This window comes from Synechococcus sp. MU1651, from assembly GCF_023630635.1.
Lineage (GTDB): Bacteria > Cyanobacteriota > Cyanobacteriia > PCC-6307 > Cyanobiaceae > Parasynechococcus.
The window spans coordinates 36,218-56,819 of the sequence record NZ_JAKUHJ010000005.1; the positions used below are offsets into that span (position 1 = coordinate 36,218).

Annotated in this window: 24 protein-coding genes; 11 read left to right on the forward strand and 13 right to left on the reverse strand. The window is 64.2% G+C overall.

The features are described from left to right. Positions 1–33 precede the first annotated feature (33 nt). Positions 34–786 (reverse strand): phosphoribosylaminoimidazolesuccinocarboxamide synthase, encoded by a 753-nt coding sequence (gene purC, locus NCN05_RS06205; RefSeq protein WP_250397423.1) that lies wholly within the window; start codon positions 784–786, stop codon positions 34–36. Continuing rightward, on the reverse strand, positions 783–1,691 hold the full coding sequence (locus NCN05_RS06210) for a hypothetical protein (protein WP_250397424.1): 909 nt from the start codon (positions 1,689–1,691) through the stop codon (positions 783–785). Before NCN05_RS06210 ends, purC begins: the two co-directional genes overlap by 4 nt. A gap of 58 nt (positions 1,692–1,749) precedes the next feature. Here NCN05_RS06210 and purD point away from each other — a divergent pair, with 58 nt between their 5' ends. Then, on the forward strand, positions 1,750–3,057 hold the full coding sequence (gene purD, locus NCN05_RS06215) for a phosphoribosylamine--glycine ligase (protein WP_250397425.1): 1,308 nt from the start codon (positions 1,750–1,752) through the stop codon (positions 3,055–3,057). Beyond that, positions 3,054–5,120, forward strand: coding sequence for an ATP-binding protein (locus tag NCN05_RS06220; RefSeq protein ID WP_250397426.1), 2,067 nt, complete (start codon positions 3,054–3,056; stop codon positions 5,118–5,120). The genes purD and NCN05_RS06220 overlap by 4 nt, the downstream gene beginning before the upstream one ends. A 1-nt stretch (position 5,121) precedes the next feature. Here the strand turns inward: NCN05_RS06220 and kaiC are convergent, their stop codons facing one another. The 3 genes from kaiC to NCN05_RS06235 form a co-directional block, all read right to left on the reverse strand. Continuing rightward, positions 5,122–6,660 carry a circadian clock protein KaiC gene (gene kaiC / locus NCN05_RS06225; protein ID WP_011365071.1) on the reverse strand — a complete coding sequence of 513 codons (1,539 nt, stop codon included), beginning with the start codon at positions 6,658–6,660 and terminating at the stop codon, positions 5,122–5,124. 65 nt (positions 6,661–6,725) lie between these two features. After that, entirely contained in the window at positions 6,726–7,091 is a 366-nt protein-coding gene (kaiB, locus tag NCN05_RS06230) for a circadian clock protein KaiB (RefSeq protein WP_114989467.1), read from the reverse strand. Next, on the reverse strand, positions 7,088–7,972 hold the full coding sequence (locus tag NCN05_RS06235) for a circadian clock protein KaiA (protein WP_250397427.1): 885 nt from the start codon (positions 7,970–7,972) through the stop codon (positions 7,088–7,090). The genes kaiB and NCN05_RS06235 overlap by 4 nt, the downstream gene beginning before the upstream one ends. 132 nt (positions 7,973–8,104) lie before the next feature. On the opposite strand from NCN05_RS06235, the gene rplU reads away from it, so the two are divergent. Both rplU and rpmA read left to right on the forward strand, forming a co-directional pair. After that, positions 8,105–8,470, forward strand: coding sequence for a 50S ribosomal protein L21 (rplU, locus tag NCN05_RS06240; protein ID WP_250397428.1), 366 nt, complete (start codon positions 8,105–8,107; stop codon positions 8,468–8,470). 46 nt (positions 8,471–8,516) lie between these two features. Then, positions 8,517–8,783 (forward strand): 50S ribosomal protein L27, encoded by a 267-nt coding sequence (gene rpmA / locus NCN05_RS06245; protein WP_114989469.1) that lies wholly within the window; start codon positions 8,517–8,519, stop codon positions 8,781–8,783. An 82-nt stretch (positions 8,784–8,865) separates the two neighbouring features. Here the strand turns inward: rpmA and NCN05_RS06250 are convergent, their stop codons facing one another. Next, positions 8,866–9,618: a class I SAM-dependent methyltransferase gene (locus tag NCN05_RS06250; RefSeq protein ID WP_186541035.1), complete on the reverse strand. Its 753-nt coding sequence runs from the start codon at positions 9,616–9,618 to the stop codon at positions 8,866–8,868. Positions 9,619–9,659: 41 nt separating this feature from the next. Here NCN05_RS06250 and truB point away from each other — a divergent pair, with 41 nt between their 5' ends. From truB to NCN05_RS06265, 3 genes are all read left to right on the forward strand, one after another. After that, a complete protein-coding gene (gene truB, locus NCN05_RS06255) occupies positions 9,660–10,568 on the forward strand; it encodes a tRNA pseudouridine(55) synthase TruB (RefSeq protein WP_250397429.1) in 909 nt (302 codons plus the stop codon). 53 nt (positions 10,569–10,621) lie between these two features. Continuing rightward, positions 10,622–11,365: a YebC/PmpR family DNA-binding transcriptional regulator gene (locus tag NCN05_RS06260; RefSeq protein WP_250397430.1), complete on the forward strand. Its 744-nt coding sequence runs from the start codon at positions 10,622–10,624 to the stop codon at positions 11,363–11,365. Between the two features lie 105 nt (positions 11,366–11,470). Continuing rightward, a complete protein-coding gene (locus NCN05_RS06265; RefSeq protein WP_071823080.1) occupies positions 11,471–11,641 on the forward strand; it encodes a Nif11 family protein in 171 nt (56 codons plus the stop codon). A 30-nt stretch (positions 11,642–11,671) separates the two neighbouring features. Here NCN05_RS06265 and NCN05_RS06270 read toward each other — a convergent pair whose 3' ends face one another. Genes NCN05_RS06270 through NCN05_RS06280 form a run of 3 tightly spaced genes read right to left on the reverse strand, consistent with a single transcriptional unit; the run spans position 11,672 to position 14,169 of the window. Beyond that, positions 11,672–11,935: a hypothetical protein gene (locus tag NCN05_RS06270; protein ID WP_250397431.1), complete on the reverse strand. Its 264-nt coding sequence runs from the start codon at positions 11,933–11,935 to the stop codon at positions 11,672–11,674. A 19-nt stretch (positions 11,936–11,954) separates the two neighbouring features. Continuing rightward, a complete protein-coding gene (locus tag NCN05_RS06275) occupies positions 11,955–12,722 on the reverse strand; it encodes a glucosamine-6-phosphate deaminase (protein WP_250397432.1) in 768 nt (255 codons plus the stop codon). Continuing rightward, positions 12,682–14,169 carry a SpoIID/LytB domain-containing protein gene (locus NCN05_RS06280; RefSeq protein ID WP_250397433.1) on the reverse strand — a complete coding sequence of 496 codons (1,488 nt, stop codon included), beginning with the start codon at positions 14,167–14,169 and terminating at the stop codon, positions 12,682–12,684. Before NCN05_RS06280 ends, NCN05_RS06275 begins: the two co-directional genes overlap by 41 nt. A gap of 5 nt (positions 14,170–14,174) precedes the next feature. Between NCN05_RS06280 and rnz the strand changes: the two genes are divergently transcribed. Both rnz and psbV read left to right on the forward strand, forming a co-directional pair. Continuing rightward, the gene (rnz, locus tag NCN05_RS06285) at positions 14,175–15,134 is read left to right on the forward strand and encodes a ribonuclease Z (protein WP_250397434.1); all 960 of its coding nucleotides are present in this window, start codon (positions 14,175–14,177) and stop codon (positions 15,132–15,134) included. Positions 15,135–15,207: 73 nt separating this feature from the next. Next, entirely contained in the window at positions 15,208–15,720 is a 513-nt protein-coding gene (gene psbV, locus NCN05_RS06290) for a photosystem II cytochrome c-550 (protein ID WP_222929014.1), read from the forward strand. Between the two features lie 49 nt (positions 15,721–15,769). Here the strand turns inward: psbV and NCN05_RS06295 are convergent, their stop codons facing one another. The 4 genes from NCN05_RS06295 to serA form a co-directional block, all read right to left on the reverse strand. Continuing rightward, the gene (locus tag NCN05_RS06295; RefSeq protein WP_115010139.1) at positions 15,770–16,156 is read right to left on the reverse strand and encodes a DUF8632 family protein; all 387 of its coding nucleotides are present in this window, start codon (positions 16,154–16,156) and stop codon (positions 15,770–15,772) included. 99 nt (positions 16,157–16,255) lie between these two features. Continuing rightward, positions 16,256–16,555, reverse strand: a complete 300-nt coding sequence (locus NCN05_RS06300; protein ID WP_006043345.1) for a ferredoxin — start codon at positions 16,553–16,555, stop codon at positions 16,256–16,258. A 155-nt stretch (positions 16,556–16,710) separates the two neighbouring features. Then, positions 16,711–17,598, reverse strand: a complete 888-nt coding sequence (gene prmA / locus NCN05_RS06305; RefSeq protein ID WP_250397435.1) for a 50S ribosomal protein L11 methyltransferase — start codon at positions 17,596–17,598, stop codon at positions 16,711–16,713. Next, complete coding sequence (gene serA, locus NCN05_RS06310; protein WP_250397436.1) at positions 17,598–19,184, reverse strand: phosphoglycerate dehydrogenase; 1,587 nt, start codon at positions 19,182–19,184, stop codon at positions 17,598–17,600. The genes prmA and serA overlap by 1 nt, the downstream gene beginning before the upstream one ends. 106 nt (positions 19,185–19,290) lie before the next feature. On the opposite strand from serA, the gene NCN05_RS06315 reads away from it, so the two are divergent. After that, the gene (locus NCN05_RS06315; protein WP_114989480.1) at positions 19,291–19,791 is read left to right on the forward strand and encodes a hypothetical protein; all 501 of its coding nucleotides are present in this window, start codon (positions 19,291–19,293) and stop codon (positions 19,789–19,791) included. Continuing rightward, a complete protein-coding gene (locus NCN05_RS06320) occupies positions 19,791–20,567 on the forward strand; it encodes a photosystem II electron transport protein, Sll1252 family (RefSeq protein ID WP_250397437.1) in 777 nt (258 codons plus the stop codon). The genes NCN05_RS06315 and NCN05_RS06320 overlap by 1 nt, the downstream gene beginning before the upstream one ends. The last annotated feature ends 35 nt before the right edge of the window (positions 20,568–20,602 follow it).

Genomic DNA, 20,602 nt, shown 5'->3' on the forward strand with positions numbered 1-20,602 from the left:
GGCTGGGCCGAAGCCACATAGGATGCGCAGACCTTACAGGCAGTTGCAAGGGTTGGGACAGCTGCCTTGGACCCGTTTAAGGACCTCCCCGTAGGCCTCCATCACCCCACCGAGATCCTTACGGAAACGGTCCTTGTCCAAAATCCGGTCCTCGGCATTGCTGTTGCGGCGATCCCAGATCCGGCAGGTGTCAGGGCTGATCTCGTCGGCGAGCAGGAGTGTTCCATCCGAAGCCAGCCCTAACTCCAGCTTGAAATCCACCAGTTGCAGATCAAGCCCCTCAAAGAACGGCAGGAGCACGGCATTCACTCGGCGGGCCAATTGTTCAATCGCTGATAGTCGTGCTGGGTCTGCCACACCAAGCAGCTGCACGCGCGCCTCAGTGAGCAGCGGATCGCCCAGGGAATCGTCCTTGTAATAAAGATCCAGCAGGGGGGGTTCGATGGCTGTGCCCTCCGCGATCGGCGTCTGACGGCACAGCGACCCGGTGGCGATGTTGCGCAGCACCACCTCAAGGGGAATGATCTCCACCCGACGCACCAGCATCCAGGTCTCCCCAGCCAGACCGCAGTAATGGGTCGTCACCCCCTCACGCTCCAGCAGCTCGAACAGGCGTGCTGAGATCTGGCAGTTCAGCCGACCTTTGTCGTCCAGCTGGGCTTTCTTCTGGGCATTGAAGGCGGTGGCGTCGTTCTTGAACTCCACCAGCACCCGGTCGGGATCCGTGCTGGCGAACACCCGCTTGGCCTTGCCTTCGTAAAGCAGCTCTCCGTGATCGGGCGTCATGGCGACGGTGCAACGGCTGATGGTCTTACATCAGCATGGCCTCCGGGATCCCGCGGTGAACGCAGCAGGGGATCGGGTTCGGCCTCCGGCTGCAGTTTCTGGAGCGCATAACGGTCATCAAGAACAGTGGCCAGCCGTTGGATCCGCTGCCGCGGCCGCACGCCATCGCCCCCAGCCGCCAACTGCAGGTGCAGCTGTTGGTGCAGCAGGTCCATGGCCAGTCCCCAGGCCTCCGCTGCCGCGGCTTGGTCCAAGGCGGTTTCCAGCAGCTGATCGGCCTGCTCGAACTGATCGGCATCGAGCCATTGCGCCGCCCGCGCCAGTCGTTTCGCCCCCTGAACGCCCGTAAGATCGCCCAACAGCTGCAGCTCCACAGCCACAGCGTTGTGGCCCAGAGCCGCTTCATGCAAAGCCAACTGATCGAGCCCATTGCCCTGATCCGACAACGGCTTTCCAGGGAACAGAGGCGCATCCAGGGTTTGCAGATTGCCATCCACCAAACGGCGCAGCGCCAAAGCCGCCTGGCGGTGATCCAGGGCCGCTGCAGCAGCACGCCAGCGCAACAACAACCACTGACTCCGTTCATCGCCAACGCGGGGGATGTAGCGGTTGAGCACCACGGCTGCAGCTTCGGGGGCACCGCAGCTCATCAGGGCTTCGGCGTTCGCCAGCACCAGCTCCAAGGAATCGATCACCGGATGCAGCTCCAGCAGCCGATCACGCAAGGCCTGGCGACGGCCGTCGGAGTTGGCGATGCGGGGGTTGAGACAAGCCTGCTCCGCCGCGGCCAGATCCATCTCAGCGAGAACGCTCTGAAAGCGTTCCTCGCGCATCACCTGCGGATCCGGGGCTGCCGTGACAGCAGCCAGAAGGGTGAGGGCGAAGGGGAAAAGGGGAGTCCCCATGGCGGGCTGCGGTCTACAAAGGAAAACCTACGAGGCCCAAACCGTTCCTCCCGCAACCATGGCCATGTCGTCCACCCGTCCCACCACGCTGCCCGCCCTCCAACGTGCCCTCGTCGTCGGTGGCGGCGGCAGGGAACAGGCCCTGGCCTGGGCCCTGGGCCGTTGTCCGGGCCTGGAAACGGTCTGGATCACCCCTGGCAACGGCGGTACGGAAGGCAGCGCCATGGCGGTGGGTGAAACCGACAGCGCTGGGTTGATCGCGCTGTGCCAGCAGAACTGCGTCGACCTGGTGGTGGTGGGTCCGGAAGCGCCGCTGGCCGCTGGTGTTGCCGATGCCCTGCGCGATGCGGGCTTTGCCGTGTTCGGCCCGGGAGCGGAGGGGGCCCAACTGGAGGCGAGCAAAGCCTGGGCCAAGCAGCTGATGCAGGAGGCGGGGGTCCCCACCGCTGGCCACTGGGCGGTGACCAGTGAAGCCGAGGCCCTGGCGGTGTTGCAGGAGGTGCAACGGCCTCTGGTGGTCAAAGCCGATGGCTTGGCCGCCGGCAAGGGCGTCACGGTGGCCGACAACGTGGAGGAATCGGAAACCGCCATCCGCGAAGCCTTTGAAGGGCGTTTCGGTGCCGCCGGCTGCCAGCTGGTGCTGGAGGAGCGGATGGAGGGCCCTGAAGTGTCGGTGTTCGGCCTCTGCGATGGGGAGCGAATGGTGCTGTTGCCCCCGGCGCAGGACCACAAACGGCTCAAGGACGGTGATCGCGGACCCAACACCGGCGGCATGGGCGCCTATGCCCCCGCCCCGCTTCTGGATGCTGAGGGCCTCGAGGAGGTGCGCCGCATCGTGCTCGAGCCCACCTTGAAGGCCCTGCGCCAACGGGGCATCGATTACCGCGGTGTGATCTACGCCGGTCTGATGATCACGGCCGATGGGCCCCAGGTGATCGAGTTCAACTGTCGCTTCGGCGATCCCGAATGCCAGACCTTGATGCCCCTGCTCGGCCCTGAGCTCGGCGCCGTGCTACAGGCATGTGCCCTGGGACGCCTCGATCTGGCCCCGCAGCTGAGCATCGCCGAACGCTGCAGTGCCTGCGTTGTGGCGGCCGCTGAGGGCTACCCGGCAGCTCCCCGCAAAGGCGATGCGATTCGCATCGACCTCCCCCCCAGCCCCAACCATCAGCTGTTTCATGCCGGCACCTGCCGCGACAGCTCCGGCGAACTGCTCACCGCAGGGGGCCGGGTGCTGGCCGTCGTCGCCCAAGGGGATGACTTCGATGCCGCCTTTGCCGGGGCCTACAACGGCCTCAACCAGCTGGATTACGCCGGAATCACTTACCGTCGAGACATCGGCCATCAGGTGCGCTCGGGCGGATGAGCAGCGGCAGCGGAGCAGCAATCGCTGATTGGGCGCTTCCCCCCAATGGCAAGCCGCCGGGGGACGACCAGAACCTCTGGGACCGGATCACAGCCTGGTGGGCGGAATTCACCCTTCAAACCAAGCTGCTGGCGATTGCCACCCTGGTGGTGAGCCTGATGATGACGGGCATCACCTTCTTCGCGCTGAACGGAATTCAGCGCGATGCCGTGATGAACGACACGCGCTACGCCCGGGACCTGGGCCTGCTGCTGGCCGGCAATGTCACTGAGCTGGTGGCGCAGGGCCAGGACCGTGAGCTGGCCAACGTGGCCGAAAAGTTTTGGCGCTCCAGCCGCAGCGTCCGCTACATCTTCTTCGCCGACCCCGAAGGCGTCGTTTACCTGGGGATCCCGATCAGCGGAACCCCCAGCAGTGGCGATGGAGAGCTTCGTCTCAACCGACGACTGGAGCTGCCCGAGGAGCTGCGTCGACGCCCCCAGAACCCCCTGGTGCGGCAACACCTCACGCCCCAGGGTGCCGTCACCGATGTGTTCGTCCCCCTGATCCGGGGGGGTCAGTACTACGGCGTTCTCGGCCTTGGGGTGAACCCGAATGAGACCGCCCTGGCCAGCGCAGCCCTCACCCGGGAGGTGACCGTGGCGGTGTTCATCTCGATCTGGGTGCTGGTGATCCTGGGCGCGGTGTTCAACGCCCTCACGATCACCCGCCCGGTGAAGGAGCTGCTGCGGGGGGTGCGCTCCGTTGCCTCCGGCAATTTCGGCACCCGAGTTGACCTGCCGGTGGGTGGGGAATTGGGGGAACTGCTCACGGGCTTCAATGCCATGGCCTCCCAGCTCGAGGCCTATGACGAGGCCAACATCGAGGAGCTCACCGCCGCCCAGGTGAAGCAGCAGTCGTTGATCGCCACCATGGCCGATGGCGCCATGCTGCTGGATGCCGACGGCCGCATCGTGCTGGCCAATCCCACAGCGCGGCGTCTGTTCCGCTGGGAAGGGCGCAGCCTGGAAGGCCAGGAACTGGTGGAGGAACTACCGGAACTGCTGGCCATCGAGCTGCACAGTCCCCTCGATGCTCTGCTCGGTGGCGGGTCTGACAGTGAAGACCTGCGCTGCAGCGTGGGGGAACCGGCCCGCACCCTGCGCATCGTTCTGCAAGCGGTGCGTGATGCCAGCGGTGAAACCCTCAAGGGCATCGCCGTCACCATCCAAGACCTCACCCGCGAGGTGGAGCTGAATGCAGCCCAGAGCCGCTTCATCAGCAACGTCTCCCATGAACTGCGCACGCCGCTGTTCAACATCAAGAGCTACGTCGAAACCCTGCACGACCTCGGCGATCAGCTCAGCCCCGATGAACAGAAGGAGTTTCTCGGGGTCGCCAACGATGAAACCGATCGACTCACCCGGCTGGTGAACGATGTGCTGGACCTCTCCCGGCTGGAGTCGGGCCGGACGCTGCAGTTCGAACCGATCAGCATGCGCCCGGCCATGGAGCAGACCCTGCGCACCTATCGGCTGAATGCTGAGGATCGCCAGGTGGAACTGGTGCTGGATGTTCCCGAAGATCTGCCTGACGTGCTGGGCAACTGGGACCTGCTGCTCCAGGTGCTCGACAACCTGATGGGCAATGCCCTCAAGTTCAGCCGTCCCGGTGGCCCCCTGGCGCTGAGGGCCTATCCCTGGCCCGACACCTGTTCTGTGGAGGGAACCGCGATCACCGGCAGTGACGGTCCAACCTGCGCTCTCACCTCACCGCTGCCCAAGCTGAGGGTGGAGATTGCCGACACAGGTTGTGGCATCAGTAGTTCCGATCAGGAACGCATCTTCGATCGCTTCTTCCGGGTCGAGAATGCAGTTCACACGGAAGTGGGCACCGGACTGGGTCTTTCGATTGTGCGCGGCATCCTTGAGAAGCACGGTGCTCAAGTGCAAATGGTGAGCGAGCCCGAGGTGGGCACCACCTTCTGGTTCGAGCTGCCCCTGGCGGAGGCCGACAAGGATGAGCTGCAACTGCAGGCGGAACGGCGCAGCCGCAACGCCATCGCCGAGGCCGTCGAGCTTTAGATCAGTCCTCGGTGGAGACGCCGCGGGCGATGCGCGACAACTCGCTGCGCTCATCGGTGGTGACCCGATGGGGAACACCGGAAATAATCCGCTCGAAGTTGGAGAAGGAATCCTTGATCTGAGGACCATTGCCCGTGATCACAAATTCGCGGATGCCCTTGTCGTGCCATGAACCGCGCATCTTGAACACATTCAAGGCGCGGGCCATCTCCCCGCGGATCTCCACGTACTGCAGCAGCAGGATCGTGTCGGTGATCGTGGAGATGTGGGAGTCGGTGATCGAATGGCTGCCCATGAACTCCTCGGAGGTGTTCGTGAAGAAGCCGGCGATTTCCTCCTGCTTGGCGTAACCGGTCACCCCGATCACGAACTGACGGAAGGCGTTGTGGCTCACACCGCGCGCCAGGGCGGAGAGGGAATCGATCGCCATCCGCGACGGTTTGAACTGGCTGATCTCCGTCTTGATGATCTGCAGGTGATCCTCAAGGCCTGTTGATTCGGGATAGGCGCAAATGATCTTGAGCAGCCCGTCCTGCTCCATCTGCTCGAAGTCGATGCCCCAGCTGGTGCCGTTGCGCAGCAGCTGAGCCCGCGATTCCTCATAGGCAAACAGGATCGCGCGTTCCTTGTTGCGGCAGGCGTCTTCGATGAATTTGGAGACGAGCATCGTCTTGCCCGTTCCGGTGGCGCCGGTGGCGAGGATGATTGAGTCCTTGAAGAAACCTCCGCCGCACATGTCGTCCAGGCGCGGCACGCCGGAACTGACCCGAACGTTGGAGGAGCGCTGGGTGAGGCGCATGGCCCCGAGCGGGAAGATGCTGATGCCGTGGGTTCCCATGGTGAAGGGGAACTCGCCCTTCATGTGGGTGGTGCCCCGCAGCTTGAGAATCTCAAGGGTGCGCCGACGCCGCTCTCCCTCGAGCACGTTGCGCAGAATCACCACGTTGTCGGAGACGAATTCCTCAACGCCGTAGCGGGCAATTGGGCCGTACTCGTCGATCCGTTCGGTGGTCATCACCGTGGTGACGCCAATTTCCTTGAGCCTTGCAATCAGCCGAAAGATCTCACGGCGCACCACGAACACAGCGTCGTACTGCTGGAACACCGCCGTGATCGAGTCGATGGCGACCCGCTTGGCCTTGTATTTGCGGATGGCGTAGTTGATCCGCTCGATCAAACCGGAGAGATCAAAACTGCCGGCCACGTCCTGGCCGTCCGGATCCGGTGAGGCATCGAGGATGAAGAGCTTGTCCTGCTCAACCATCTCCTGCAGGTTCCAACCGAAACTGGCGGCGTTGCGCAGGATGTCGAGGGGTGATTCCTCGAAGGTGACGAAAATTCCGGGTTCGTCGAACTGCTTGATGCCGTTGTGGAGGAAGTGCAGCGAAAACACCGTCTTGCCGGTGCCGGACGTGCCGCTGATCAGCGTGCTGCGGCCGATAGGCAGGCCGCCCTGGCACACATCATCAAAGCCCTCGATCCCTGTCGGGAGCTTTTGAACCTGCATCTGAGGCTGACCGCTGGTCGGAGGGAACTGCATGGCAACCACCTATGACTTGACCGTAGTGAGCAGGAGATGAACCGAGCTGGAGCGCACCATGTCGCTTAAGGATCTGAAGAAATCGTCGTGTCGGTCTCCTCATCGACCGCATCGATCAAGCTCGAACTGAGCGACGTATCCGACAGCTCGTCGTAAAGCAGATCCAGACCGATCAGCACCCGCTCGCGATCGGAGAGGTCACCGATGATGCGGCGCACCGGCGGGGGAAGAATCTTGGACAACGTCGGCGTTGCCAGGATCTTGTCTTCCTCCGCCAGTTGGGGATTTTTGAGCACATCAATCACCTTGAGGGCATACACCCCCCGGAATTCGGTCTCGAGGATGTTGCGCAGCGTTTTCAACGCCCTCATTGAATTGGGCGTGTTGCCCGCCACGTAAAGCTTGAGGATGTAGGTCTTGCGGGGACTCATGACGACTCCTCCGAGGCATCGAGCTGATCCGTCGGGCGACGTACACGGCTGGAAGCCGTGCCCGACAGGGGAAGGTCCGGCGGAATGGAGCGCCGGTACATCTCACACAGATGCGCCATCACATCAAGAAGCGCAAGGCGGTAATCCTGAAGAAAGTCATGTTTGTGGCCCTCCAGACTCAGTTGTTTCCAGAATTCATCGATGAGATCCACGTGGATCTCAACGGTGCGGGTGATCGGCAGATCACTGAAGAAAGCGGTGTTCACGAAGCTTTCCAAGGCCTGATTGGCCGCGGCCGGATCGCTGAAATAACTCGCCAGCAGGTCCCGATAGGTGCGTTGAAGCGACAGCAGCAGATCCCGGCGCTCCTCGGGGGGCAGGCTGCCCAGGAAGCGCGATGGATCCCGTTTGTAGAAGACCCCTAGGTAGCCGAGTCGCTCCTGCAGGCGATCGGAGAGGTTGCTGACGGCACGGGAGGAGGAGCTGCTTTCGTCCGTGCGTCCATCGGCACGACCCTGGCGCAGAAAACGCGAAATGGCTGCGTCAACGTTGTATCCCAGCTGGGCCAGTTGGTCGTCGGGCAGATGCAGCTCCTCGGGGTGGTAATCCACCTGCCCCTTCACCTCCCCTACGATCACGGCGGGGAAAAGCAGACCCGATGCCAGCAGTTGCTCCTTTGCATCAGCATCGAGCAGGCTCTGTTCGAGCACCACAGCGTCAAAGTCGTCCTGCCGGGGTCCGAGAACAGCCGCCAGGGTCTCCCCAGGATCAACCGTCAGAACAACAGACTCGTAACGGTTGGCCGGCAGCCAGGGGCGGCAGGCTTCCACCAAGGCTGGACTAGCCAACACGAGAGCAACAGTGAGGGCCGGCCTGGCCATCCGGGCATCCGCAGCGTCGAGGTATCTGAATCTTGACGATGGGGCGCGTCAGAGACGAAGATCTTTGTTTGTCTTTCGATTGCGGCTCAGGCCTGAATCGGTTCGCCGAGCCTGAACGCGTCTTTTCACCTTATGGCCGACACCAAACCAGCCACGGAACAGAGCGGTACCTACGCCATCGTTGAGGCGTCGGGCACCCAGATCTGGCTGCAGCCCAACCGCTACTACGACATCGATCGGCTTCAAGCTGAGGTGGATGACACCATCAAGCTTGAGAACGTTCTCCTGGTGAAGGACGGCAAGGGCACCACCCTCGGCCAGCCCTACGTCAAGGACGCGACCGTCTCCCTGAAGGTGATGGCCCATCGCCGCGGACCCAAGGTGATCGTTTACAAGATGCGCCCCAAAAAGAAAACCCGCCGCAAGAATGGTCACCGGCAGGAACTCACCCGGGTGATGGTTGAGTCCATCTCCGTGGGCGGCAAGGCCATCAGCTGACGTCCCCCCCTCCGCTCCATCAACCGCCCCACCAGCATCTCTTCTCATGGCACATAAAAAAGGCACAGGCTCAACCCGTAACGGCCGCGACTCGAACGCCAAACGCCTTGGTGTGAAGGCCTACGGCGGCGAAACCGTCACCGCCGGTTCCATCCTGATCCGCCAGCGCGGCACCTCCGTTCTGCCCGGCGTCAATGTCGGCAAAGGCAAGGACGACACCCTGTTTGCCCTAACTGATGGCATCGTGAAGTTCGAATCGATCCGCCGCGGCCTGCGCAACCGCAAGCGCATCAACATCACTGCAGCGGTCTGAGTTTCAAGGCCAACGTCAATCCAAAGCCCCGGTGCCAGCTGGCACCGGGGCTTTTTTGTTGAAAGCTTGTGTTGCCGGAGCCTCAGGAACGCCGGTACAGCCGGGCCGTGATCAACAGGGGGTGAAACACCTCGAGGAATTGAGCCTGCAGAGTGCGGAAAAACCCATCCACCAGGGCCGGATCATCGAAATGGAAGGGGTACTCGCCCTGATGGCCTTTGAAGAAGTACCAGTTCAGAAGCGCGATGGCGCCGGGGGCCATCCGCTGGTGAAACTCCAGCAACTGCGCCGAGGGATCCGGCAGGTGTTCCAGCACATCGAGGCAGACCACAGCGTCGAAACGCACATCACCTGTGCTGCTGAGGTCGCGATGCACCGAGAGTTTGTCCGCCAACCCCAGGCTTTGCGCCCGTTGCTGAACAAAAGCCTGGTTGTGGGGATTGAGATCGACAAACCAGACGTGATCGACCTCCGGCAGCGCCGCCGCTGATAGGGCGTGGGTGCCGATGCCACCGCCGAAATCCAGCACCTGGCCCTGCACCGCCATGCCCTGCAGCCGCAGCGTGTCGGCGATATAGTCGGCACTGGAGAGGTGCCAGGCCGCCAGCTCCAGCAGGTGTCCCGTGCCCACCGTGTCCTCATAGAAGGCGGTGGCGTCCTCCGGCCGGAACGCACCGGGATGCAGATCCGCCAGGTCGTCGGTGCTGCTGGGCAGACGCTGCTCAAGCTGATCCAGCGTCAGGTCGAGGTAGCGACTGAGGTGTTGCTTGATGCCCAAACCGTCCGCCAGGAAAGCGGAGACGTCCACGTCCGTGCTGCTGCGGAGCTGGGGCATGGATGGGCATCAGAGAGCGGCCAACCTACGCAGCCGGCGGAATGCAACAGTCAGGGCACCCCGCTCCAGCCCCGGTGAACGGCCCCTTCGGCTTCGTGGTGATCGACAAGCCCGCAGGCCTCACCTCCCACGCCTGCGTCAGCCGCCTGCGCCGCAGCTATGGCCTCAAGCGCGTGGGCCATGGCGGCACCCTTGATCCTGCCGTCACCGGGGTTCTCCCCATTGCCCTAGGGCCGGCGACCCGATTGCTGCCCTACCTCCCCGGGGAGAAGACCTACACCGGGGTGATTCAGCTGGGCCGGCGCACCAGCAGCGACGATCTGGAAGGAGAGCTGCTGGAGCAGCAGGCCTGGCCATCCCTTCGTGAAGCCGAGCTCAACAGCAGCCTGGAGGCGTTCCGGGGCGCGATTGAACAACGTCCTCCGCAGGTCTCCGCCGTCCATGTGGATGGCGAACGGGCCCATGCCAGGGCACGGCGCGGTGAAGCCATGGATCTGCCGCCACGGGCCGTCACCGTGCACCGACTGGAGCTGTTGGATTGGAATGCGGCCCTGGGGCAGCTGAGCATCGAGGTGCACTGTTCCGCCGGCACCTACATCCGCTCGATCGCCAGGGATCTGGGGGACCGCATCGGCTGCGGAGGTTGTCTGGCCTCCCTGCGCCGCACCCAAGCGCTGGGGTTCCATGCGCATCAGGCCCATCCCCTGCCGGAGCGAGACGCTGTGCCGCCCGATCCCCTCTCGCCGCTGCTGGCCCTGGGGGCTCTGCCCCGGCGTGATCTCAGCGAAGCCGAGCAGATCGACTGGCGCTGCGGCCGACGCATCGCGATGGATCCAGGGCCTGGAGAGGCGGTGGTGGTGTGCAATGCGGATGGAAGCATGGCCGGCATCGGCCACCGCGAGAGCGAAGGTCTGCTGCGACCCAAGGTGGTCTTCGATGCAGCAGGCTGAAACCAACCGGTCGCTCAGTACTCTCCGAGCGCATCCCGCCCTGCCCTGACGCGATGGCTGGCCACAGCAAATGGTCCCAGATCAAACGCACCAAGGCCGTCGTCGACGCCAAACGTGGTGCGGTGTTCACCCGGCTGGGGCGGGAAATCATGGTTGCGGCCCGTGCCGGAGCCGATCCCGCCGGGAATTTTCAGTTGCGGACGGCCATCAGCAAAGCCCGTGCCGCTGGGGTGCCCGCCTCCAACATCGAGCGGGCCATCGCCAAGGGGTCAGGTCAGGCCGGTGATGGAGCCCAACTCGAGGAGGTGCGCTACGAGGGCTACGGCCCCGGCGGCATGGCGGTGCTGGTGGAAGCGCTCACGGACAACCGCAACCGCACCGCGGCGGATCTGCGGCTGGCCTTCAGCAAGAACGGCGGAAATCTGGGGGAAAACGGCTGCGTGGCCTACCTGTTTGAACACCGCAGCGAAGTGATCCTCAACGCCGGCCCCGACGACGAGGAACGGTTGCTGGAAAGCCTCCTGGAGCTGGAGGCCGATGGCTATGAGCTGTTGGACGAATCAGTGATGGTGCACGGCCCCTTTGAGGTCTTGGAGAGCCTTCAGGACGGCTTGCGACGGGCTGACTGGAATGTGCGGGAATGGGGCCATCACTGGTCCGCCCAGACCAGCGTTTCTGTCATCGATCCCGACACCGCCCGCAGCTGCCTCAAGCTGCTGGATGCCCTCGACGGGCTCGACGATGTGCGCAGCGTCAGCGCCAACCTCGATCTCGCCGACGGACTGGAGCTCGACTGACGCCTCCTTGAAGTTTGTCGTCAGCAAATCCGCACCAAAGCTTGAGGCCCTGAGCCCCGATCGACCCCAGCGCTAGGCCGAAGACATCCCTTCTGGAGGATCGCCATGTCCATGAAACAGCTGGAGACGTTCATGTCGCGGGTGCAGAGCAACGACTCGATCCGCGATGAGGTGCAGCGCTGCGGCAAGGACAACTCCTGCGTGGTCAAGGTCGGGGCCAAACACGGCCACAAGTTCTCGCCCGCACACCTGAGCCGCTGGCAAAAGGAACACTGACACCCGACCAAGCCGGCGGCTGGGGCCACCTCAGGGGGACTCAGTCGCCTTCTCCTCCTTGCCATCGGGTTGCTGACGGATCATCCGCGCCAGCATCTCCAACTTGGCGTTTTCCGATTCCGAGGCCCGGGTGGCCATCCAGGCACTGGCCGCCTTCTGCTGGGCCAGCTGCTGCACCAACGCCAGGGCCGTCTCGCGCAACTGCTCAAGGTCCTGACAGTCCTGAATGAAGCGCGTCCAGCGTTCCGCCTCAAAGCTCTGCTCAAGGCGCCGTTCCACGGGGTCGATGCTCATCGCCGCTGCTCTCGGCTGTTCAAGCTAAAGCCGCTGCATCGCACCAGAGCCAGACATTGGGATGGGTCAGCAGCCAGCTGGCGGGCAGCGCAGGATCCGGCTCCGTTAAGTCCAACAACCGCTTGAGGATGCCGGCCTTGGCGGCGCCGGTCACCACCAGATGAATCTCCGCAGCCTCGAGGATCTCCCACAAGCCCAGGGTGATAGCCCGCTGCGGCACAGCCTCAACGCAACCATCGAAGAGCACCGAATTCTGCTGCCGGGTTGCAGGGGTCAGCTCCACCTCATGGCAGTGCTGATAAGGGGGACAAGGCGGCTCGTTGAAACCCACATGACCATTGCTGCCGAGCCCCAGAATCTGCAGGCCGATACCCCCGCAGCCGCTGAGCTGCTCGCCGTAGCGGCGCGCGGCAACCGCTCCATCAGCGGCAGTGCTGTCGGGCAGATGCACCGCTGAGGCGGGCAAGCCCAGGGGTGCAGCGAGGTGGTGGGTCATGTAGGCCCTGTAGCCCCGGGGATCGTCCGCCGAAAGTCCGAGGTATTCGTCCAGATTGAAGCTGCACCATCGGGCCCGCAGGGCTTCCAGCTCATCGGCAGACCACGACAGCAGCCGTTCCACCAGGGTGCGATAAAGCGGCTCCATCGTGCGTCCCGTGGCGAGGCCCAAGGGCTTCAGGGGATCAGGCCCCTGCCAACTGCGCAGATGACGCTCCAGATGGGCCGCCAGCACAGCGCAGAGATCCGTGTCACTGGAATGGCGTTGCAGACGACAGGGAAACCGTGCCAATGGGCGAAACCGGCATGTCTCTCCAGAGTGGCTTCGTTGGGGGCTTCAGTGCCAGCGATGGGTCGTGGTGCGGCTGGTAGGGAACAACCTCAGCCCCCCGGTAGTAGTGCCGAAGAATCGAGCGGAAGTGAGCCCCCTGCTCCGCCAGACCATGGGCTCCCCACTGACTCATACCAACGCCATGGCCATAGCCCTGGCCCTTCACCAGCAGCTGGAGTCCGCCAGCGGACCAACGACGCACCGACGTCTTGCTGACCAGCACCGGAGGAGGGGCCACCAACAGGGGCGGCCGTGCTCCCCGCTGGCGAGCCGCCGATGCGGTGATCCGATTAATGCGGGAGCCCGGGCGAGCGGTTGCAGTCACCCGCCGCACCGGAAGCTCCACGGGAGAACGCTGCCCCCCCGCCACCATCTCAAAGTTCACCAGAGTGCTTTTGAGTCCCAACCGCTTGCGCAGCTCGCCGCCGCTGAGCACGAGCGATCCGCGGGGCCCGCGCAAGCGGGCCTCACGCACCCGTCCGCTGGCGGAACGACTCAGCACCTCAACGTCCTGGAGCCCACCGGTTTCGGGCAGCCGCTGACGCAGCCCAGCCGAATCAAACCATTGTTCCCAGCGGTGCACCGGGCTGTGCTGATCGTGATCGGGGACGCTTACCAGATAGGGATGCTGGCGGCGCCAGACCATCCCACTCGCCTCGGTCACCCCGCCAGAACTGCTGTGGAAGACGGCATCGATCAGGCGACCGCCGTGCACGAGCACCAGCGAACGGGTGCTCGCCACCGCCTTGCGTGTGCTCGGCGTTTCCGACTCCACGCCGCGGTACACCTGACTCGCCACCGTGGCCTTCACATCCCAGGCACCACCGCGGCTGCGTTGTTTCAAGGCATAGGTGCGCGCGGCCACGGCCTGGGCCTGCAGGGCAGCCAGGGGCCAGCGGTGGGGCATTTCGCTGCCGACAACACTGGCGAGATAGGTCTCAACGCCCAGGCTGTTGACCACCCGCAAGGTGCCGCCGCGGCCGCTGACGCGCAGCACACCCCGGTAGCGACGCCCTCCCAACCAGATGCCCCGTGGATCGTTGTTCTGCACCGTCACCAGGGTGCTGGGGGCCAGCCGCATCGATCGGCCATCCACAGTGGCGCTCAGGCGGGCCCCTTGAAGGCTGAGCTGCAGCCGCTGTGGCCGTCGCTCGCCGCCGGGGAGTCCCTGCACCCGCAGCGGCAGTGCACCATCGGAGCGCAGGCTGACCCGGTTGCTCTCCTGCAGCAGCACGCGCATCTGCGGCTCGCGGCCGCGGGCCAGCGCCACCGGTGATGGAGCGATCACAGCGACGAGCACCAGACCGACGGCAACGGAGGCGCGGCGCACGCTGGAGATCAACAGGCGCCCCAGTGTGCCGCCTGTTCCTGGGTTCAGCCAGATGGCAGCATGAGTCCTGAGGAGCATCGGCCTTGCAGGTCACATTTCTCGGTACGAGTTCTGGGGTACCCACCCGGGCCCGCAACGTTTCAGCCGTGGCTCTGCGCTTGCCGCAGCGCTCGGAGATGTGGCTGTTCGACTGCGGCGAGGGAACCCAACATCAGTTTTTACGCAGTGATCTGCGGCTCTCGCAGCTGCGCAGGGTGTTCATCACCCACATGCATGGCGACCACGTGTTCGGCCTGCCTGGTCTGCTCGCCAGCCTCGGGCTCGCCGGCAGCAGCGCCGCAGGGGTGGATCTCTACGGGCCGGACCCGCTGGAGAGTTACCTCAATGGTGTGTTGCGCACCAGCTCCACCCGGATCGGCTATCCCCTCGCTGTCCACAGGGTCCGGGATGCAGCAGAGCAGGGCACGCTGCTGTTCGAGGACGACGACTTCACGGTGCGCTGCAGCCCGCTCACCCACCGAGTGCCGGCCTACGCCTATCGCATCGAACAGAAGCCCCTGGCCGGTCGCTTCGACATTGAGAAAGCACGGGAACTGAACATCCCGCCCGGCCCCGTGTACGCCCAGTTGAAGCGGGGTGAAACGGTGACCCTGGAGGACGGTCGCAGCATCGACGGCACCAGCCTCTGCGGTGAGGAACGGCCCGGCGTGAGCGTCGTCTATTGCACCGACACCGTGTTCTGCGAGGCGGCCGTCGAGCTTGCCCGCGGCGCGGATCTGCTGATCCATGAATCCACCTTTGCCCATGGCGAGGCGGAGATGGCGTTCCAGAAACAGCACTCCACCAGCACCATGGCTGCCCAGACGGCCGCCGAAGCGGGTGTGGGGCAGCTGGTGCTCACCCACCTCAGCCCGCGCTACGTGCCGGGCAACCCGGTAACGCCCCAAGACCTGTTGAACGAGGCCAAGGCGATCTTCCCCAACACGCTGCTGGCCAAGGACTTCCTCAGCATTGACGTCAAACCACGCTGCAACAGTTCGTGATCCGGCCACAGAGGGTCACTTCCCCGTGATACAAGAGCTTGGTGCGGTGAATGCGTCACACCCCCTTACCTTCATGGCCTCTGTGTTCTCTTCCTTGCGACGGTCCCTGAAGGGCCTTCTGGTCCTCATCCCGGTGCTGATCGGTTTGGCCGTTATCTCTCCGGCTCAGGCGGCCCAGTGGGACGCTGAGACCCTGACGGTTCCGGCAGATCCCTCCGGCACAGAGGTGACCTTCAGCGATCGTGAAATAGATGCTGGCCGCAAGGTGTTCAACACCAGCTGCGGCACCTGCCACGCCGGCGGCATCACCAAGACCAACCACAACGTGGGCTTGGATCCTGAGACCCTGGCCCTGGCCACCCCGGCCCGCGACAACGTTGAGGCCCTGGTCGACTACATGAAGGACCCCACCTCCTACGACGGTGAGTACAGCATTGCTGACCTGCACCCGAGCATGCGCGACGCTGAGCTCTACCCCGCCATGCGCGATCTCGATGATGAGGATCTGCGCCTGATGGCTGGCTACATCCTGGTGTCGCCCAAAGTCCAGGGCAGTGCCTGGGGTGGCGGCAAGATCTACTTCTGATCAGCTTCTGCCGATCAACTCCAATCAAAATCGTTTGTCCCCGGCGGCCTCAGGTCGTCGGGGCTTTTTGTTGGGGGCTCACCTGCTCAGGGGCCATGGAGCTGGGATGGCGGCTGTACCACCACTCCTGCAGATCCCGGCTGAAACGAACGGAGAACAGGGTCAGCACGGTGGGTGTGGGTCGTCCTCCAGGCTGCAGCAGTTCCACGGCGTAGGAGGGGCAACGCCGGGCCGCCAGGTCGGGCACAAACCGCCGTCCGATCCGTCGCCAGCTCGGCTCCTTGCTGCGCCAGGCCAGACGACAGCAGGGCCAGGGCAGTTCTTCGCGATCAAACAACCGGCAACAGGGCCCGATGACGCGGAAGCTGTACTGACCGCCGGGGCTGGTGTGAACGCTGCCGGGCTCCAGAAGATCGTCGACTTCGGGGCGGCTCACGGCAGGAGAAGACAAGGGACACGCATGGAAGACGACCAGACCAAAAAAAACCACCCCCGAAGGAGTGGTTGAGGACACGTCCAGTTGAAGGACAGAGGCTCAATAGAGCTCTTCTTCGGCGTGGGTCTTGATGGTGCAGTCGCTGGTGGGGTAGGCGACGCAGGTCAGCACGAAACCAGCTTCGATCTGGTCGTCGTCCAGGAAGCTCTGGTCGGACTGGTCGACGGTGCCAGCGGTGATCTTGCCGGCGCAGGTGGAGCAAGCGCCAGCGCGGCAGGAGTAGGGGAGGTCGATGCCCTGCTCTTCAGCAGCGTCGAGGATGTACTGGTCGTCGGGCACTTCGATGGTCTTGTTCAGACCTTCGCTCTCGGAGACCAGGGTGACCTTGTAAGAAGCCATGATTGATGAATGCGTACAGGGTTCCGGAAAACACGGTCCTGCAGAACGCCACATTTTTACTTCAAATAGGTGCTCAACCTGACGATTCCGGGGCCACTGGGGAGGAGGACCAATCGGAGACCCCACTCTGATAAGCCTGGCTTATAGGGCCAGGCCTAGCGGCGGCGGATCTCCAGCAGCCCCCAGCGGCCCTGTGCCGCCTCAGCGGTGACCAACCAGCCCAAGCCCCCGAGAACCTCCTTCAGGCGCGGTGCCTGATCCACCAGGAGCCCACTGAGCAGAGCGCGCCCATCGGGCTGAAGCAGCCCCTCGAAACCCGGGGAGAGGGCTTCAATCACCGGAGCCAGGATGTTGCAGAGCAGCAGATCAGCGCGGCGGGGCGCGAGCAGCTCGCTCAGGGTCTCCACAGAACCGAGAGCCACCTGAAGCTCAGCCTCCGATCGGTCGTTGAGGCCGCGGTTGTCCGTTGTGGCACGCACCGCCAGGGAATCGGTATCTGCGGCCACCACCGACTCCGCCCCCAGACCCAGCGCAGCGAGGCCCAGCACCCCGCTGCCGCAGCCCAGATCGGCCACAAGCGCCCCAAGCGGAGGCGACTGTTCCAACGCCTCCAGGCAGAGCCGGGTGGTGGGGTGACTTCCGGTGCCGAAGGCACTGCCGGGGTCCATCTTGATCACCAGCCGATCGGCATGCTCCGGCGGTACCTCCAGCCAGGCCGGCAGGATCAACAGCCCCGTACCGACAGGATCGGCCTGCCAATGCTGTTTCCAGCTGAGGCTCCAATCCTCGTCGGCCACATCGTCCCAGTGCCCGTCGGGCAGGCTGAGTCCAAAGGGCTCCGCCAGCGGCTGCAGGCTGGCGACCAGCTCCTGCCGCTGAGGCTCCGGCCACTCCGGTTTCGGGAGCCAGACCAACAGCGTCTTGCGATCAGGCGTTTCCGGCGCATGGTGCACCGCATGGCGATGCAGCCCCAGATCCGTCAGTTTCCACACCAGCGACTCCTCCAGCTCCGGAGGACACGGGAGTGTGAGACGCCACCACATCAGAGCGTGACCGGGTGTGCTTCCTGGATGCCATCGATGGCCGTGATCGTCTGCAGCAGATCTGCTGGGATCGGATCATCGATGCTGAGCACCATCACCGCATCGCCGCGCACGATTTTGCGGCCCACCTGCATGGAGGCGATGTTGACGTTGTGTTCGCCCAGCAGAGAGCCCAGGTGACCAATGATTCCGGGCATGTCCCGGTGCCGTGTGAACAGCATGTGGCTGCTCGGGGTCACATTCACCGGGAAGGCATCGATGCTGGTGATGCGCAGATCGCCATCGGCAAAGACGGCACCGGTGACGCTGCGGCTGCCCTGATCACCACGGGTGGTGATTTGCAATGAGCCTCCGGCGAAGTCGCGGCTGCTCTCATCTTTCACCTCCAGCACCTGAATGCCGCGGGCCTTGGCCTCGAGCGAGGCATTCACGAAGTTGATGCTGTCACCCAGGCCAGCACTGAGCAGACCCTTCAGGGCAGCAATCACCAGAGGCTGGGAGGGATGGCTGGCGAATTCACCTTGCAGGCGCAGTTCCATCTCCTTCACATGACCGCCAGCCAGCTGACTGACGAGCAGACCGACCGTCTCAGCGAGCTGGAGATGGGGCTTGAGCCGCTCCATGATCTCGGCGCTGAGGCCGGGAATATTGACCGCACTGCGGGCCGGCAGACCCAGCAGCACATCACGGATCTGCTCTGCCACATCGATCGCCACATTCTCCTGGGCCTCTTCCGTCGATGCACCGAGGTGGGGCGTCAGCACCAGACCACGCTCCACCGCCCGCAGGGGGGAGTCTTCCGCCAGGGGCTCACTGGCGTACACATCCAGGCCCGCACCGGCAATCACACCGTTGTTGATGGCTTCAGCGATCGCCGCCTCATCCACCACGCCGCCGCGGGCACAGTTCACGATCCGCGCCGTGGGCTTCATCGTGCGTAGCAGCTCCGCATTCACCAGGTTCTCGGTGTCCTTGGTGCGCGGGATGTGCAGGGTGACGTAATCGGCGGTGCGGAACAGCTCATCCAGCTCCAGCAGCTTCACCTGCATCCGTTGAGCCCGGTCAGCGGCAATGAAGGGGTCGTAGGCGATCACCTCCATTCCCATCGCCTGGGCAACCCGAGCGACGTGGGATCCGATCTTGCCGAGACCGACCACCCCCAAAGTCTTCTTGTAGAGCTCGTTGCCGACGTATTTCTTGCGGTCCCACTTGCCAGCCCGCATGCCGCCATGGGCCTGAGGAATGTGCCGCGAGAGGGTCAGCATCATCGCCAGAGCGTGCTCCGCTGCAGCGATGGTGTTGCCCTCCGGCGAGTTCACCACCAGCACACCCCGCTGGGTGGCCGCAGGCACATCAACGTTGTCGACGCCGACGCCGGCGCGGCCGATGATCTTGAGCCGGCTCGCCGCGGCGATCACCGCTGCGGTCACCTGGGTGCCGGAGCGGATCATCAATCCGTCGTACTCACTGATGATCCCGATCAGCTCCTCCTCCGAGAGGCCGGTGCGCTGATCCACCTGCGCCACTTGGCCAAGGATGTCGATCCCGGCCTGGTCGATCGGATCGGAGACAAGAACTTTCGTCATCGAAAGGCGCAGAACTGCCGTGGTGAACTGTAGAGATCGACATCCACCACCCCCTCCAGTTCGAAGCACAGGGTTCAGAATTCAGCGCATTGGATCTGAATGCCCCATGCCCGTCTGTGTGATGGTGATGGCCGATGCCCCTGCGGCGGAAGGCCTGACCCAGCGGCTCCGGGACACCGATCTGCCGCTGCTGAAGTGTCTGACGATCCCCCCCGATGGGGATGCCATCGACAAGGTCGCCCTGCTGAACCCCAACCTCACGCGCCAACAGCGCCAGCGGGGCATGGCCCGCTGGCTGATGCCCTTCGGTTTCCTGGCAGGCGTCACCTTCACCAAGATCACCACCCTCACCACCTTCGCCAGCTTTGGCCCCTGGGGTGAAACCCTGATCGGCGGCCTGCTGGGCATGGGCTCCGGCCTGATGGGGAGCTACGCCGCAGCCGCCAGCGTGGATTCAGACAACGATGCAGGCGTGCGGATCCTGCGCAACCGCCGCGACGAAGGTCGCTGGCTGGTGCTGCTGGAAACACCCAATGGCATTGAGGCCCCCTGGCAGGTGATTCAAAAGTCGCGGCCGCAGCAGGTGGTTCGCCTCGACGACCTGTGATGCTGCCCCGGGAGGAGCTGCTGGCGGGGGCCCAGAACCAGGAAGGGCTGACGGTGCTGGTCGATCTCGCGGAGCAGGTGTTGCGCACCTGGCAACCGGCCTGGAGTCCCTTTCTCAGCGCACCGCTGCGGGAGGAAGCCTTAGCTCGCCTGGGCAGCCTCAGTGAATTGACCTGGATCAGTGATGGCGGCTATCAAGGGGCCGAACGCCAACGGCTGCTCTGCCACCGTCGCGACGACAGCCCTGATCCAGCGGCCCCGGTTCAAGGCCTGCTGATTGAAGGCAATTTCCTCTTCGACCCCCTTTCCCCCGAGGACCTGCGCGAAGCGTTGAAGGCCATGGGCGTCGACGCCGACAACATCGGCGATCTCTGGGTGCGCGGCGATCGCGGCGGGCAAGGGATCTGCACCCCCAGTGCTGCCGAAGCCCTGCATGGCCGCCTGGGGGCCGTGCGCGCGGCGGAGATTCGCTGCGAATCCCGTCCTGTGGAGCAGTTGCAGCAGCCTGTGCAACGCAGCGTCCGCACCCTGCAGACGGTGGAGGCCTCCTGTCGCCTGGATGCGATTGCATCGGCTGGATTCGGGCTGTCCCGCGCCAAGATCGTCACCCACGTCAAAGCCGGGCGCCTTCGGCTCAACTGGGGCAACGTGCGTCAAGCCAGCCGTGAACTGGTGGTGGGCGACCGGCTGCAGCTGCAGGATCGCGGCTCGGTGGAGGTGCTGTCGCTCACGCGCACCAAACGGGAGCGCTGGCGCGTTGAACTGCGCCGCAGTTGAGTTGAGCTGCCCACCAACTGCTACTGTTCGCCTCG

Bases quoted from the DNA above. Each gene is read 5' to 3' on its own strand.
- purC (WP_250397423.1), bottom strand. From the start codon at position 786: ATGACGCCCGATCACGGAGAGCTGCTTTACGAAGGCAAGGCCAAGCGG.
- NCN05_RS06210 (WP_250397424.1), bottom strand. From the start codon at position 1,691: ATGGGGACTCCCCTTTTCCCCTTCGCCCTCACCCTTCTGGCTGCTGTC.
- purD (WP_250397425.1), top strand. From the start codon at position 1,750: ATGGCCATGTCGTCCACCCGTCCCACCACGCTGCCCGCCCTCCAACGT.
- NCN05_RS06220 (WP_250397426.1), top strand. From the start codon at position 3,054: ATGAGCAGCGGCAGCGGAGCAGCAATCGCTGATTGGGCGCTTCCCCCC.
- kaiC (WP_011365071.1), bottom strand. From the start codon at position 6,660: ATGCAGTTCCCTCCGACCAGCGGTCAGCCTCAGATGCAGGTTCAAAAG.
- kaiB (WP_114989467.1), bottom strand. From the start codon at position 7,091: ATGAGTCCCCGCAAGACCTACATCCTCAAGCTTTACGTGGCGGGCAAC.
- NCN05_RS06235 (WP_250397427.1), bottom strand. From the start codon at position 7,972: ATGGCCAGGCCGGCCCTCACTGTTGCTCTCGTGTTGGCTAGTCCAGCC.
- rplU (WP_250397428.1), top strand. From the start codon at position 8,105: ATGGCCGACACCAAACCAGCCACGGAACAGAGCGGTACCTACGCCATC.
- rpmA (WP_114989469.1), top strand. From the start codon at position 8,517: ATGGCACATAAAAAAGGCACAGGCTCAACCCGTAACGGCCGCGACTCG.
- NCN05_RS06250 (WP_186541035.1), bottom strand. From the start codon at position 9,618: ATGCCCCAGCTCCGCAGCAGCACGGACGTGGACGTCTCCGCTTTCCTG.
- truB (WP_250397429.1), top strand. From the start codon at position 9,660: ATGCAACAGTCAGGGCACCCCGCTCCAGCCCCGGTGAACGGCCCCTTC.
- NCN05_RS06260 (WP_250397430.1), top strand. From the start codon at position 10,622: ATGGCTGGCCACAGCAAATGGTCCCAGATCAAACGCACCAAGGCCGTC.
- NCN05_RS06265 (WP_071823080.1), top strand. From the start codon at position 11,471: ATGTCCATGAAACAGCTGGAGACGTTCATGTCGCGGGTGCAGAGCAAC.
- NCN05_RS06270 (WP_250397431.1), bottom strand. From the start codon at position 11,935: ATGAGCATCGACCCCGTGGAACGGCGCCTTGAGCAGAGCTTTGAGGCG.
- NCN05_RS06280 (WP_250397433.1), bottom strand. From the start codon at position 14,169: ATGCTCCTCAGGACTCATGCTGCCATCTGGCTGAACCCAGGAACAGGC.
- psbV (WP_222929014.1), top strand. From the start codon at position 15,208: ATGGCCTCTGTGTTCTCTTCCTTGCGACGGTCCCTGAAGGGCCTTCTG.
- NCN05_RS06300 (WP_006043345.1), bottom strand. From the start codon at position 16,555: ATGGCTTCTTACAAGGTCACCCTGGTCTCCGAGAGCGAAGGTCTGAAC.
- prmA (WP_250397435.1), bottom strand. From the start codon at position 17,598: ATGTGGTGGCGTCTCACACTCCCGTGTCCTCCGGAGCTGGAGGAGTCG.
- serA (WP_250397436.1), bottom strand. From the start codon at position 19,184: ATGACGAAAGTTCTTGTCTCCGATCCGATCGACCAGGCCGGGATCGAC.
- NCN05_RS06315 (WP_114989480.1), top strand. From the start codon at position 19,291: ATGCCCGTCTGTGTGATGGTGATGGCCGATGCCCCTGCGGCGGAAGGC.
- NCN05_RS06320 (WP_250397437.1), top strand. From the start codon at position 19,791: ATGCTGCCCCGGGAGGAGCTGCTGGCGGGGGCCCAGAACCAGGAAGGG.